Annotated in this window: 16 protein-coding genes; all 16 read left to right on the plus strand. The window is 37.0% G+C overall.

Translation table 11 applies throughout. From position 1 onward, the window contains the following. The first annotated feature begins 136 nt into the window (after nt 1–136). Nucleotides 137–838 (plus strand): OmpA family protein, encoded by a 702-nt coding sequence (locus tag HND50_01325; GenBank protein NOG43844.1) that lies wholly within the window; start codon nt 137–139, stop codon nt 836–838. A gap of 331 nt (nt 839–1,169) precedes the next feature. Then, nucleotides 1,170–1,706 carry a flagellar basal body-associated FliL family protein gene (locus HND50_01330; GenBank protein ID NOG43845.1) on the plus strand — a complete coding sequence of 179 codons (537 nt, stop codon included), beginning with the start codon at nt 1,170–1,172 and terminating at the stop codon, nt 1,704–1,706. Between the two features lie 14 nt (nt 1,707–1,720). Further along, entirely contained in the window at nt 1,721–2,704 is a 984-nt protein-coding gene (gene fliM / locus HND50_01335) for a flagellar motor switch protein FliM (protein NOG43846.1), read from the plus strand. Beyond that, nucleotides 2,694–3,626, plus strand: coding sequence for a flagellar motor switch protein FliN (gene fliN / locus HND50_01340; protein ID NOG43847.1), 933 nt, complete (start codon nt 2,694–2,696; stop codon nt 3,624–3,626). The genes fliM and fliN overlap by 11 nt, the downstream gene beginning before the upstream one ends. Then, complete coding sequence (locus HND50_01345) at nt 3,626–4,114, plus strand: flagellar biosynthetic protein FliO (protein ID NOG43848.1); 489 nt, start codon at nt 3,626–3,628, stop codon at nt 4,112–4,114. The genes fliN and HND50_01345 overlap by 1 nt, the downstream gene beginning before the upstream one ends. Before the next feature lie 6 nt (nt 4,115–4,120). Next, a complete protein-coding gene (gene fliP, locus HND50_01350; GenBank protein NOG43849.1) occupies nt 4,121–4,873 on the plus strand; it encodes a flagellar type III secretion system pore protein FliP in 753 nt (250 codons plus the stop codon). A 1-nt stretch (nt 4,874) separates the two neighbouring features. Then, nucleotides 4,875–5,153 (plus strand): flagellar biosynthesis protein FliQ, encoded by a 279-nt coding sequence (gene fliQ, locus HND50_01355; protein NOG43850.1) that lies wholly within the window; start codon nt 4,875–4,877, stop codon nt 5,151–5,153. Nucleotides 5,154–5,402: 249 nt separating this feature from the next. Further along, nucleotides 5,403–6,188 carry a flagellar biosynthetic protein FliR gene (gene fliR / locus HND50_01360; protein NOG43851.1) on the plus strand — a complete coding sequence of 262 codons (786 nt, stop codon included), beginning with the start codon at nt 5,403–5,405 and terminating at the stop codon, nt 6,186–6,188. A gap of 3 nt (nt 6,189–6,191) precedes the next feature. Continuing rightward, nucleotides 6,192–7,292: a flagellar biosynthesis protein FlhB gene (gene flhB, locus HND50_01365; GenBank protein NOG43852.1), complete on the plus strand. Its 1,101-nt coding sequence runs from the start codon at nt 6,192–6,194 to the stop codon at nt 7,290–7,292. Further along, nucleotides 7,285–9,366, plus strand: a complete 2,082-nt coding sequence (gene flhA / locus HND50_01370) for a flagellar biosynthesis protein FlhA (protein ID NOG43853.1) — start codon at nt 7,285–7,287, stop codon at nt 9,364–9,366. Before flhB ends, flhA begins: the two co-directional genes overlap by 8 nt. Further along, complete coding sequence (locus HND50_01375; protein NOG43854.1) at nt 9,356–10,636, plus strand: hypothetical protein; 1,281 nt, start codon at nt 9,356–9,358, stop codon at nt 10,634–10,636. Before flhA ends, HND50_01375 begins: the two co-directional genes overlap by 11 nt. Continuing rightward, complete coding sequence (locus HND50_01380; protein ID NOG43855.1) at nt 10,636–11,517, plus strand: MinD/ParA family protein; 882 nt, start codon at nt 10,636–10,638, stop codon at nt 11,515–11,517. The genes HND50_01375 and HND50_01380 overlap by 1 nt, the downstream gene beginning before the upstream one ends. Continuing rightward, nucleotides 11,517–11,822 (plus strand): hypothetical protein, encoded by a 306-nt coding sequence (locus tag HND50_01385; GenBank protein NOG43856.1) that lies wholly within the window; start codon nt 11,517–11,519, stop codon nt 11,820–11,822. The genes HND50_01380 and HND50_01385 overlap by 1 nt, the downstream gene beginning before the upstream one ends. Then, nucleotides 11,822–12,589 (plus strand): FliA/WhiG family RNA polymerase sigma factor, encoded by a 768-nt coding sequence (locus HND50_01390; protein ID NOG43857.1) that lies wholly within the window; start codon nt 11,822–11,824, stop codon nt 12,587–12,589. The genes HND50_01385 and HND50_01390 overlap by 1 nt, the downstream gene beginning before the upstream one ends. Then, a complete protein-coding gene (locus HND50_01395; GenBank protein ID NOG43858.1) occupies nt 12,589–12,951 on the plus strand; it encodes a hypothetical protein in 363 nt (120 codons plus the stop codon). Before HND50_01390 ends, HND50_01395 begins: the two co-directional genes overlap by 1 nt. A 142-nt stretch (nt 12,952–13,093) precedes the next feature. Beyond that, complete coding sequence (locus HND50_01400; protein NOG43859.1) at nt 13,094–14,239, plus strand: PAS domain S-box protein; 1,146 nt, start codon at nt 13,094–13,096, stop codon at nt 14,237–14,239. Nucleotides 14,240–14,326: the final 87 nt, after the last annotated feature.

Raw genomic sequence — 14,326 nt, forward strand, 5'->3', positions numbered from 1 at the left:
GAAATATCAATTGTCAGGCTGTGGAACAAAGCATCGTATTGTTATAAAAATGGAACATAAACTTGAAAAGATTAAAGCAATTTAATTGTGACCGGGGTACATTTTATTCAATACCTCATCACTCCAATAAATAATTATGAGCGACGAACAAAAAGAAAAACCAGAACTTGAAGAACCAACCGCACCATTTTGGATGACAACCTATGGTGATATGGTTACATTATTAATGGTGTTCTTTATCTTAATCCTATCATTTTCAACCATCCAGCTAGAAAAATTTAAAGGTGCGATGAGCTCTATGAAAGGGGCATTGGGTGTTTTACCTGAAAACATTAGTACCTACAAAAAACAGCAGGATCCAAATTACGAGGATTTTGAATCTAAAAAGAGGCAAGAGCTAATTGATACCATGAACGATGTGGAAGAAATTTTAGAGAAAATGGGGCTGGCTGAAATGGTTGATCTTGAATTTACAGGGGAAGGTGTAATGGTGCGTATGGGTGATGATTTGCTTTTTGACAGCGGCAAGGCGCGTATAAAAAACCAGGCTACCCCGGTGATGGATATTGTAGTGCAGGCTTTTAAAGGAAAATTTAAAGATATCTATGTAGAAGGTCATACCGATAATATCCCCATTAAAAGTTTAAAATACCCTTCAAACTGGGAACTCTCCGCAGCACGATCTATGAGCGTAATAAAATATTTAAATAAAAAAGGGAAAATCCCACCTACTAAACTGACTGCCGTTGGCCATGGTGAACATAGACCATTGGTTGATAATAATACCCGTGGAAACCGGGCTAAAAATCGCCGGGTGGAAATGTTCTTTAAAATGTAATCCAAATTTCAACAGGAAAAACTTTCCCTTCTGCAAAGAAATAAATTTCCTTCATAATATTTTTATTAATTCTATTTGTTAACAACTAATCCTCCCTTAAGCCTAATAAAATCAGCATATATGCATGTTTTAGGTTTTTCGATCCTTGTAAAATAATTTCTTTAAACAATTGGCACAGAAGTTGATAAATAGTGGGCATATAGTTTTACATATTTTTCTGAGCAGTGCTTAAAAGCAGCCCTTTGGAATAACCACCTCCAATACAAAGAATGCTTTCTTAAACACAGCATAACAGGCAAGAAAAGTTTCAAGGATCAAAAAAGGAAATGATATGGCAGATGAAGTAGAAGGAAAAGAAGAGGTTGTTGAAGAACAGGAACCCGAGAAAAAATCGAGCAAAGCTGGTCTGTATATAGCGATTATTGTGGTACAACTGCTCGTAGCCGGTTTTCTGATTTGGAAATTTGTTATGCCGGAATACAACGAATTAACAGAACTAAATGATCAGGTTGCTCAGCAAGAAGAAGGGGCAGAAAATGATGAAGATGAAGAAGGCCCAAAAGAACTGGGTTTAATGTATAAAATAGAAAACTTAACGGTTAATCCAAAAGGCACTCGTGGTATGCGCTATGCTGTTTTTGAATTTTCCTTGGAAGTTCCCAGTGAGGAGGAAATGGCAACTCTTGATAAATATAAGACGGTTCTTATAGATAATTACATCGCATATTTTAGAAACAGGACAATGAAAGATCTGGCCAATGACTCATTGTTGGATTCTTTGAAATTAGATATCTCAGATATTGCTAATAATGTTTTAGGCGATGAGCTGGTAAACAATGTGTATTTTACTCGTTTTGTATTAGAATAGATTGGAATTCTTAAATGGCAAAAATATTATCACAAGATGAAATTGATGCGTTGTTATCGAATGTTTCCGGGGAAGAAGAAGAACTGGAGGCAGAACAGAACCAGAAGGTTTCATTATACGATTTTAAACATCCAAACCTTGTTTCAAAAGAGCAGATGCGTTTGCTCGAAAATATCCACGAAGGCGTATGCCGGAATTTCGGTGTCTTTCTCTCCGCACAGCTACGGATGATTGTTGAAATGAATTTATTGGCAATAGACCAGATCATGTATTCAGAATTTGTAATGTCAATTGCGCCGCCAAGCTGCATTTATGTAATGAAAGTCCAAAATCCGGAATCTTCTTTTGTATTAGAAGTAAATCCAACACTTTCTATTTTTATAGTTGAACGACTATTTGGTGGAAGAGGTGGATTCGTCTCTACAGTAAGGCCAATCTCGATTATTGAGCAGAAAATAATGAACCGGGTCATAGACCGAATCGGAATAGAAATAAATAAAAATTGGGAAAGCATTGCACCGTTCAATTGCAATATAAACCGGTTTGAAAGTAACCCTGAATTTGTTCAGATCGTTCCTTCAAATGAACCGGTTGTTGTGGCTTCCATGGAAGTAAAAATCCATGGCAATTCAACTTTAATGAACATCTGCTATCCTTATATGATGATCTCCAATATTGTTTCTACACCTGAGGTTCAGGAAAAAATTCTTTTTGGGGCAAAAGAACCAAGCGAAGAAGAGACAGATCTTGTAAAGTTTAACCTGGTAAATACACCCATCCATTTAAAATCATTACTCGGCAAAGGCAAAATCTCTGTTGATGAATTCATAAATCTTAAAAACGGAGATGTTGTAAAACTTGGTACCCGCACCGACCAGTCTCTGCCTTTATTTGCAAATAATAAACATATGTATAACTCGATAGTTGGCGTTCATAAAAAAAGATACGCTGTACGGGTTTTAGAAAAAATTCCTGAGGAAAAACATTATGGCGAATAGATATTTTCAAGAAAGGGTTGAGCAAAATATTAATGATGTTCAATCTGTCATAAACAATGCCCTTAACCAAATCCTGAACCGTGAGTTTGAGTTTTCGTTGGAATTCTCAGACCAGGCTGATATTAACCCAATAATTACTGCTGAGTCTTATCCAAGTATTGCAGTTACTTTTACATCAGGACCAGACCACAAAACAATACAACACATTATTCTTCTCGAACCTGCATTCTTATTAAAATTTTATGCCTGGATGTTGATGGATGAACCGGCAGAAGAAGTGTCCGATGATCATTTTGATGGGCTAAAAGAAGGGCTTGAGCAAGTATTTGGTCAGCTTAAAATGGCTGTTGCAGATGAAAAAGGTAATTTCAATATTACTGGTCTTGAAGTTTTTCCTGCTGAAACGTTTGATGCCGTAAATGAAAAGGTTATTGAAGGTGAAGGCTCTTTTTGCAATTACTCCCTAACAACAGAAGGCGAGACTTATCAACTAAAACAGTTTATGTGGCCGGAAAATCCGGAAATGTTTGTAGAACAGGAAAACCCAATGACCGAGATGCCGCAAGTGGATGATTTACTAAGTAACGATCCTGTTGATATTCAAAGTGCTGAATTTGGAAATATATCCTATTCCGGCACAACACCGGGTGATCCTCAAAATGTTTCTATGTTGTTGGATGTTGAATTAGAGATTCGCGTAGAAATTGACCGCAAAAAAATATTGGTTTCTGATTTGTTAAAACTGGGCAAAGGCTCAATCGTTGAAATGGACAAATCAGCAGGTGAGCCGTTAGATGTTTTTGTAAACGGCCGCAAATTTGCAGAGGGTGAAGTAGTTGTTGTGGATGATAGATTTGGAATTCGTATCACACAGTTAATTAGTCCCAAAGAGCGTGTTAAAAGTTTAGGACAGGCTATCTGATGAGAATTGTCCTGATAATATTTCTTTTATCTTTGGCGCCTGTAATTGGCCAGGAACAAGTGAAGCAAAGCGGGCAGGATTCGCTTTTTCTTTCTGATGGTAAGAAACTTACATTTTCAGATTCGTTGCGAAATGCAGTACCAAAAGAACAAACCAATGTGAGCAGTTATTTATACCAGGTTGTTCTGGTAACATTTTTCTTAGTTTTGTTTCTAATTGGTGGTCTTTTCCTTTATAAGAAATTCATCTTAAAAAACAATACTCCTTATAGTTCCTCAATTAAAGTTATTGCTCGTCAGGCACTATCGGCAAAACAATCTGTTGTGATTGTTGTTATCGAAGGGAAAAAATATGCATTGGGCGTTACTGAACAACAGATTTCTCTCATCTCGGATTTGGGTGAAGTAAACGATCAGGATATAAATTCTATTGAAAATCAGCCCATCGGTTTTGGACAAATATTAAAAAAAATCACTTCAAAAGAATAAATAAATATGTCACGCAAAAGTTTTTTAATCACACTTTTTTTTGTATTGGCCCTTGGCAGTTTTAGCGAAACAGAAGCACAAAACGTTTTGCCAAACCTGACAATTGGAGTGGATCAATCGGATAAGCCGCAAGATCTTGTCCCAACACTGCAAATTGTGTTCATGTTAACAATCCTTAGTCTTGCACCATCCATTTTAATAATGATGACATCCTTTACACGGATTGTAGTGGTTTTCCATTTTTTACGGCAAAGTTTAAACACCCAAACTGTTCCATCTAACCAGATTTTAGTTGGCATGGCCCTGTTTATCTCATTTTTTATTATGCGCCCGGTAATTGATGAAATAAATGACACAGCTTTACAACCATATTTAAATGAGCAAATCTCACAAGCCGAAGCGCTTGATAAAGCTGCCAAACCAATTCGTGCATTTATGTTAAAACAAACCAGGGAGCAAGATCTATTGCTTTTTGTGGATTTGAGGGAAGATCGTGAAAGGCCGAAAACAGTAGATGATATACCACTTTCGACATTAATCCCCGCATTTATTATAAGTGAATTGAAAACGGCATTTCAGATTGGATTTCTGCTTTATTTGCCAATGCTGCTTATAGATATGGTGGTTGGTAGCGTTTTGCTATCCATGGGTATGATGATGCTGCCGCCTGTAATGATTGCAATGCCTTTTAAACTTCTACTGTTTGTTCTTGTTGATGGTTGGTATCTCGTTGTAGAATCTTTAGTAAAAGGATTTTGACATGACTGTGGATTTTGTGATTTATATAGCCCGCGAAGCATTGATGACTGCTTTGTTTATTCTAATGCCTATCCTGGGAACAGGATTGGTTATCGGTTTAATCATTGGGATTTTCCAGGCAACAACCCAAATAAACGAAATGACCCTGAGTTTTGTGCCAAAAATCATCTCAGTTTTTTTGGTGATATTTTTGTTTATGCCCTGGTTTCTTGATTTGATGATGGGTTTTATGCGTGAAATTTTTGAACAGGTTGCCTTGATGGGGCAGGTAAAACAATAAAAGTAGGGAGCCATCTCCAGATGGCGAAACAAATAATAAAAAAAGAAAGATTAAAAATTAAAACTAACAATAATCCAGGAAGTAAGAAGTGAGAAGTGGAAAGTAGGAGTTGTTTTGAACAACGATATGAAAAGACAAAAGAAAAAAGAAAAAGCTTAAAATGAAAACAAATCGCACACTATTCAGCATCCTCGTAAAAGCACAGGATTTTGCAAAAAATGCTCAACCAGTTTCAAGGAATTAAAACTTATGTTTGAAGTACCGGATCAAATACAAAATTGGCTGCCATTTACAATGCTGGTTTTTGTCAGGCTTTCTGCCATGATGATAACCATGCCGATTTTTGGATATTCAACCGTTGCTCCACGAATCCGGATTACAATTGCTGTAATTTTGACATTAATAATTTCCCCAATTGTTGGTGAAAATTTCCAAACTGAATATACATCACTGGCCGTATTGGTTGTTGATATTATGCGTGAAATAATGATTGGGCTTATCATTGGCTTTGGGGCACGGTTAATCTTTGAAGTGTTCACCCTGGCCGGAGGATTTGTAAGTTTTCAGATGGGATTGGCCATTATGAACATACTGGATCCAAACAGCGGAAACAGTGCGCCGGTCATAGGAAATTTCTGGTTAATGGTGATGATCACATTTTTTGTTGTTACAGATAGTCATCACTTTTTGCTGGAAGTGATTTACTACAATTTTAGCGCAATTCCATTAAATGAAGCAAAATTTGATCCTGCAACAGGGCAGTACATTGTTAAGGCCGGATCATTAATGTATGAACTCGCTGTTCGTTTTGCAGCACCGATGATGGTATTAATGCTGTTAGCAGATGTAGCTATTGCCTTTGCAGCACGCGTTATGCCTCAACTAAATATATTTTTTATAAGTCTTCCCATGAAAATTGGAGTTGGCTTATTTATGGTACTGATTTCTTTAAAAATTTTTCAAACTATGTTCGGTTATATCTATAACAATTTTGAAGGGCTTACTTTGGATATAATCACTGCGGTAAAAGGGTAAGTTATGGCAGAAAATGAAAATGGCCAGGAGAAAACCGAACAGCCGAGTGGGAAGCGGCTGGAAGAAGCTACCGAGAAAGGGGATGTAGCAAAAAGTACGGAGCTAAACTCCGTGGCGGTGATTGTAGCAGTGTTACTGATTTTTAAAAATTATTCCGGTTTTATGGGAGAAAATTTACAGGGTTATATGGGCTATATGTATCAACATTCATCTTTACTAACAATCACATCAATCACTATAAGTGATGTTATGTTTTTGACATTGAGCGCATTCGCAGGTGTTGTTGGCCCGGTTTTAATCGGCGTTTTGTTATTAGCGGTAATTAGCAATGTTGGCCAGGTGGGGTTCATTTTTGCGGGTAAGGCCCTAATCCCGGATTTTAAAAAACTTAGTCCCCAATCAGGGATCAAACGTATGTTCTCGTCACGATCGTTGGTTGAAATGCTAAAAGGGATATTAAAGCTGGCAATTATTGGTACTATTGGCTATACGGTTGTCAGTAGCTATTTTGATGAGTTTTTGGTTCTCGCCCATAAAAGTGTTTTGCAGATAAGTGCTTTAACAGCTGAAGTAATTTTTGAATTGACTTTCAAAGTTGCTTTGGCACTTTTGGTGATGGCCATTGCAGATTTTGCCTATCAAAAATATGAGCACACCAAAAAATTGAAAATGACCAAAACAGAAGTAAAAGATGAAACAAAACAATCTGAAGGCGATCCGAAAGTTAAAGGTAAGATTAAATCGAAACAGCAGGAAATTGTTCGCCAGAGAATGATGAGCGATGTACCAAATGCAACAGTTGTTGTTACTAACCCGACCCACTTTGCAGTGGCTTTAAAATATGACCCAATGGACAAATCAGACGCACCCAAAATAGTGGCAAAGGGTAAAAATTTGATCGCTCAAAAAATAAAAGAAATTGCAGCAAAAAATAATGTGCCGGTTATTGAAAACAAACCATTGGCGCGCAGTTTGTTCTCCGCATGTGAAGTAGGAAGTGAAATACCGATGGCACTATATCAGGCCGTGGCAGAAGTACTAAGCCAGGTTTTTAAAAATAATCAGGGAAAATATAATGATATCAGGGGATCACTAAATGGCTAATCCGGCTGTCGGTGCGATAAAATTATCCCCGGCCTCACAAAACAGCAATCTAATATTGACAGCAGGCATAGTCCTTATCCTTGGGATTATGATCTTGCCGATCCCGTCTTTTCTGCTTGATATCCTGATGGCGCTAAATCTGACAAGTGCCCTAGTTATCTTATTTGTGACATTATTTGTTTTACGACCGATGGATTTTTCTGTTTTTCCCGGTCTTCTTTTAATTGTCACTTTGTTCAGGCTTGCTCTTAATATTGCATCAACCCGGTTAATTTTGGGTGAGGCTTATGCCGGTGAAATAATCGAGGCATTTGGAAATTTTGTTGTTCAGGGCAACTACGCTGTCGGGACTGTAATATTCTTGATTCTTGTAATCATTAATTTTGTGGTTATTACAAAGGGTGCCACACGTATCGCAGAAGTATCTGCACGTTTTACATTGGATGCGATGCCCGGTAAGCAAATGTCAATTGATGCGGACTTAAACGCCGGCTTAATCGATGATTTACAAGCTCAGCAACGCCGCGAGACAATCGCTAAAGAAGCTGATTTTTATGGGGCAATGGACGGTGCAAGTAAGTTTGTGCGCGGAGATGCAATTGCCGGTTTGCTCATTACTGCCGTAAACATGCTTGGCGGATTATTGATTGGTGTTTTACAAAAAGGTTTGCCCGCAGGTGAAGCTGCCGGATTATATACTTTGCTAACTGTTGGTGATGGGCTTGTTGCACAAATTCCTGCACTAATTATTTCAACGGCCGCCGGTATTGTAATTACCCGTGCTTCCTCAATGTCTACACTTGGTGCTGATATAGCCAAACAGGTTATCGGGCAACCCAAGGCAATTTACGCTGCTTCTGGTGTTTTAGGTTTAATGGGTGTGCTTCCGGGATTGCCATTTGTGCCGTTTATGATTCTTGCAATCGGATTGTTTTTCCTTGGAAATTATGTCAGTAATTATCAGAAAAAAGAGCAAGATGAAGCTGAAGCGGCTGAAGCTGAAGAAGTGGAAGAAGTAGAAGAAGTTGAAAGAATTGAGTCATTTTTACATCCGGATGCTTTTGAAATTGAGATTGGTTATGGGCTAATTCCACTAGTTGATGAAAACCAGGGTGGCAATCTGTTAAATCGCATAACCACAATCCGTAAAAGCCTTGCTATAGAAATGGGTATCCTTGTTCCGGCCATTCGGATACGTGATAATATTCAACTTAAAGCCAGCGAATATATTTTTAAAATTTACGGTATTGAAGTAGCCCGTGGTGAAGTAATGATGGACTATTTCATGGTAGTTAACCCGGATGAAAGGCTTGAGCTTACGGGCATTGAAATGACAGAGCCTACTTTTGGTTTACCCGCAATCTGGGTCTCTGAACAAGAACGTGAAAAAGCTGAGCTTCTTGGAAATACAGTTGTAGAAGCGCCGGCAGTAATTGCAACACACCTAATGGAAATTTTACGCAGTAATTGTTATAAATTGCTCGATCGTCAGGGAATGCAAAAAATGTTAACCGATTTAAAGGAAACACATTCTGCGTTAGTTGATGGTCTTGTTCCTGATATTATTTCTCTTGGAACTATTCAAAAAGTATTAAAAAATTTGTTACAGGAAAAAATACCTGTACGTAATCTGATCGTTATTCTGGAAACTATAGCTGATAATTCGGCCTTTTCGAAAGATTCGGAAGTCTTGACCGAATATGTACGTCAATCACTCGCAGAAACTATTACCGATATGTTGAAGAACCAGGAGAACACAATAACTGTTGCTATGTTCGATCCGGTTCTGGAAGATCATATTATGAATTCGATTAAAACAAATGGGTTAGCTCAAAACTTAGGGTTGGCTCCGGATCAGGTTAGTGCACTTTTCCAGGATATTGCTGAGAAAGTTGAAGAAATAAATATTATGGGGATAAAACCGGCATTGTTGGTTTCACCACAAATAAGGCGCGCTGTACGCAAGTTTCTTGAATCAGTTTTCTCAAATGTCCTGGTAATCTCATATATGGAATTAACACCGGATACAGAAGTTAAGTCAGTTGGATCAATAGGATACCCAAATGCAAGTTAGAATGTATGTAGCAGACAGTCTGCCCAAAGCTCTTGTAAGAGCAAAAACAGAACTTGGCAGTGACATTGTTATTTTGGAAACGAAAAACATAATCAATCATCCTGATTATCCAGGAAAAAGAATGATTCAGGCAACGGTTGGTTTTCAAAATGGACAGGAAAAAGAGGTGAAAAACTGGGAACCACCAATTGTTGATTCGCCAACAAAGCCCAAAAAGAAAAGAACATATCCGGGGTTAACTTCAAAACCCAAGGCTGACAAAAAAACTGTTGCAAGTGAAAAACCAAAAAGCAAACCAGCAAAAAAAAGCAACCAATTTGATAGTCTTATAAGTAATATTTTAGATAACAAACCAAAAGAGCTTGATAAGGAAAAAAATATCCTTGAAGAAATATCCCTTTTGCGCAACGAGATAAAAGAGCTTGGTAAAAAGTCAGATTTTAACAGCAAGCAAATTGAATCTCCGACAGAATTACCGGAAGTGTACCGCGAACTTGAAGAGATGTTAAAAGACAATGGCATTCAGGATGACATGGCGTATTCCTTTATTAAAGAGGCCTATTTGCTTCTGGATGGAAAATCCATTGTCAGCAAAGATGAAATCAGCATGCTGATAAAAACTGAAATGGATCACCTCCTTAAGCCATATAATTTTGACCGCCAGTTAAAAAGCCGCAAACAAAAAGTTATTTTGCTGATGGGACCTACAGGCGTTGGAAAGACAACAATTGCAATGAAACTTGCAGCCCATCCTGATATTTATGGCAATAAAAAAGTCACAATTATATCAACAGATCCTTACGGACCATCTGAGGCACTAAAATCTTTTTCACGGATGAGCGGGACACAAATCCACGAAGAAAAAGACATTGATAAAACCGAAACAATGTTAGAAAAATATAAAAGCAGTGATGTCCTTATTGTTGATACACCGGGGAAAAGCCCATTTGCTCCAAATCAACTGGGCAAAATGGAAAATTTTATAAAAAAGTTAAAACCAACAGATATTTTTCTTGTTTTAAGTGTCGGCTCGGATCTTAAGGATTTGGTTTTGCTATGTGCAAATTACCTCTTGTTAAAGCCCACAGGGATAGCGTTTACCAAATTTGATGAAACGACACAACCGGGTAAGGTGTTTTCCATTTTGGATGTGATCAGTCTTCCTGTTGCATGTTTTGGCGATGGAAAAAGGATTTTTATCGATTTGGAAAAAGGCAATCCACAATATATGTATGATAAAATTTTTGAAAGCAAGGTAAAGGAAATATAATGCTAACAACCCTAGGAAAAGAGATTGGCACCCGCATTGGGGTAGAAGAAGGTTCGGATCAAAAAAAAGCTGAAATTATTGCTATTACCAGCGGTAAAGGTGGCGTCGGGAAATCTTCTCTAAGTGTTAATTTTGCCATTATGTTGCAGCAAATGCGCAAACGTGTCCTGATAATCGATGCAGACATCCATCTTGGAAATGTCGATCTGATTTTAGGAATCCGGACAGAATATACAATTGCTGACGTTCTGAATGATGGTATTGCATTAAGTGATATTATTGTTCCCGGACCTTCAAACATTGATGTACTCCCGGCTTCTTCTGCATCAGGGAAATTATTGGAAATGGAAGATGTTTTTTTAAAAAGATTAGCGGTGGCATTTAAAACAATCGAAACCGACTATGACTACATAATTGTAGATACAGGTGCAGGGATTGCGAATTCAGTTTTATCGTTTTTGCTTGGCGCTGATAAAATTGTTCTGGTTATTACATCCGATCCGGCTTCAATAGCTGATGCCTATGCAGTGATAAAAATTATTAAACGCAATGACCTGGACATCCCGATCATGCTTATCCCTAATATTATGCCAAGCCATGAAGCAGGTGAAAACCTTTATAAAAGATTGAATCTAATGGTTCGCCGTTTTCTCAAATCGGATATTGAATTTGCAGGCACGGTTTTAAAAGACGATTTAATTGCACGTTCGATAAAAATGCAAAAGCCATTTGTTATTAATAGCCCAAATGCGGCGGCCACAAACACAATCCGTGTGCTTACTAAAAGGGTTTTGCAAATGGAAAAGAAAAAACAAAAAGACAATAAAAATGTTTTTGACCGTTTTATCTCAAATAGAAAGATCAAATTCGAATGGGATTAATGCATCGCTTTATTTACAAATTTGCAGTTTTTGTAAGTGTAATCACGCTGGTTACTGCACTGATGAATGGTGTTTCAATTATGACAACCTTTGTAAGAACGGGTTTGGTTTTTTTGGGGACACTCATATTATTTGTTGTTTTTTTAAATGTAATGCGCTGGGCAATTGTTACTACAACAATTATTGAAAAACATGATGAAGAGACTGAAAATGAGCAACAAATGCGTGAAGAGTTATTAAAACAAATGAAAAAAGGATTACATAAAAATAAAACGGATGACCAGTTAATAGGTAAAGAAGACTAATGGAAGTAGCTGTAAAAGACAGAGTACAAAAAGGTGAATTTTTGGTTCAGGAATATTTGAAGACAAAGAATCCACTTATAAAAGATAAGATAGTTGAGTCTTATGGGCCGTTGGTAAAACATATTATAGGACGTTTTAACCTTTCTTACTCTACAACAATATCTGTTGATGACCTTTACCAGTTTGGTATCCTGGGGTTATTAAAAGCTTTAGACCGCTATGACATTGAGATGAATGTTCCTTTTAAAGGATTTGTATATAAACGTATTCATGGGGAAGTAATAGATGCATTACGCCGTGAAGGTGTGATAGGCCGTGATATGTATGAAAAAGTAAAAAATCTTGAGAACTGCGTTAAAAAATTAAGTGCGCAAAATGGCCGTGAACCGGCGATGCATGAAATATGTGATTACCTGGATATTTCTGAGAAAGAATATTATTCAATTTTAAATACCTCTCAAATGACTTACATGACATCTTTAAATACAACCGTATCTGATGAGGAAGGTACAAGTATATATAAAGTGGATACTTTGGAGGATGAAAACCAAATGAGCCCGGAAGAAATAGTCGTAAAAGAAAACATGAAAGTTCGTTTAAAGCAAGTCATAAATAAGCTGCCCGAAAGGGAAAGGTTAATACTTGCCCTTTATTTTTATGAAGAATTGATTTTAGCTGATATAGGAAAAATTCTAAAATTGAGTGAGGCTCGGATCTCACAAATATTAAATAAAACCTTAGTGGAGATTAAAACCAGGTTTTTATAATGGAAAAAATTAAAACAAGTACAGAATCGAGTTCCTATAATTCATATAAGAGACATGAAGGCTCTCATTTTAAGCAGTTCTCAGAAAATATCTATTATGTTCGTGGCGATCTTAGCATGCTTAAAGGCCGTCTTGTTCAGGGTGCAAAACTCGATGCCCGGATTGTTCTTGTTCTTGGTAAAAATAAATTTTTAATTCGTTTTTTGGGCAATAATTATATAATGGAATCTAAAATGCCATTTGCCCGCTTTGATGAAGTGATTGTATCCGTGGAGGAAACTGAACCCATTTTGAAATTGAAAATAATGCCACCGGAAAAAAAGAAACCGCTCCATGGTGGTACGATGGATATAAAAATTTAAAAAATTGGATATAAGATTAAGAGGTTAGAAGTAGCAAGTAGGAAGTAGGATTATGTAGGTCAAAGCTTTATTAGTTTTTCTAATAAGGTGAAAACTTGAATTTGTTATGCATTGAAAAACTGAACAGATACAGATAAATAAGATGAACAATACACATACAACACAGGTACAGGATTACTCAGCAACCATTACTATTTTGGAGCACTTATCGGATGCAATTTTTATCCTAAGTGAAAAAGGCCATATCGAGTATGCCAACAAATCAGCACTTGATATGCTTGGTGTTAGCTCGTTTGAATTAATTAATAAAAGTATTGAAACAATTGTTGAAGGTGATAACGTTATAAAAGAAATAAAGCTGGGCCGGTTTAATGAAACCGAAACAGAATTTAAAGTTAAAGATTTATCCGTTCCTGTATCATTGAGTTTTGGTGTTGTTAAAAATGGTTCCGGTAAAACGAGCTATATCATCACAAGTGCACGAGACATAAGCTGGCGTAAAGAAATGGAGCGTATTCTTGATCAGAAACAGATGATGGCTATGTCTAAAAGCCGTTTTAAAGAGATGGGCGAATTGACAGTAAACATGGTTCATAACCTGAGCCAGCCGCTCACATCTTTGCGGTTAAAGCTGGAATTGCTTCAACGCGAAATAAAGCAAAAACAAATTAGCAAACAAAAAATTGAATCTCATGTAGATAAAATGGCACAACTGCTAAATGTAATTGATTCTACCATTGACAATGCAAGGCGTTTTGCAAACCAGACAGAAGACCAGACAGAAAAAATAATTTCACTGAAAGAAAATTTAGACCATGCATTAGACCAAATGAGTTATGAGTTTACAGAAAACGATATAGAAATTGTTTGTGAATTAGCAGGCTCGGATTATTCTGTTATGGCCAACCCGATTACTTTGCAACAAGTTTTTGTAACACTGCTGCGTATGCAGATGAAACATCTGGTTAATACAAGTTCTTGTAAAGCAAAAAGGAAAATAGTATTAAAAATATCAGATAATCAATCAAAATGGTTGGGGATTTTGGTAACGGCTCATTGCGATTATTCTGTTATAACCCACATCCCTGAAGTTGAAGAATTGAGCATGCAGGAATCATACGAACTGGATTTGAAAGTAGTAAAATTAATTGCTGAAACTTTAGGCGGTGATTTTAACTGGTATCCTCAGGCTCAAAATGGATTTATTTTTTCGATGCGTATCCCAATTGACCTGGATGATGAGAGAAGTCAACTACGCAATATGATAGAACTTTTTCATGATGGGTAGTTTTTTGAAAAATTAAATGAAAGAGAAATAAATTACGGATCCGGTATTTAGTATCAATGCATGCAGAACCAAGGATAAACAGGTAAA

It is taken from the genome of Calditrichota bacterium (assembly GCA_013112635.1).
In the GTDB taxonomy this organism is placed as follows: domain Bacteria; phylum Calditrichota; class Calditrichia; order Calditrichales; family J004; genus JABFGF01.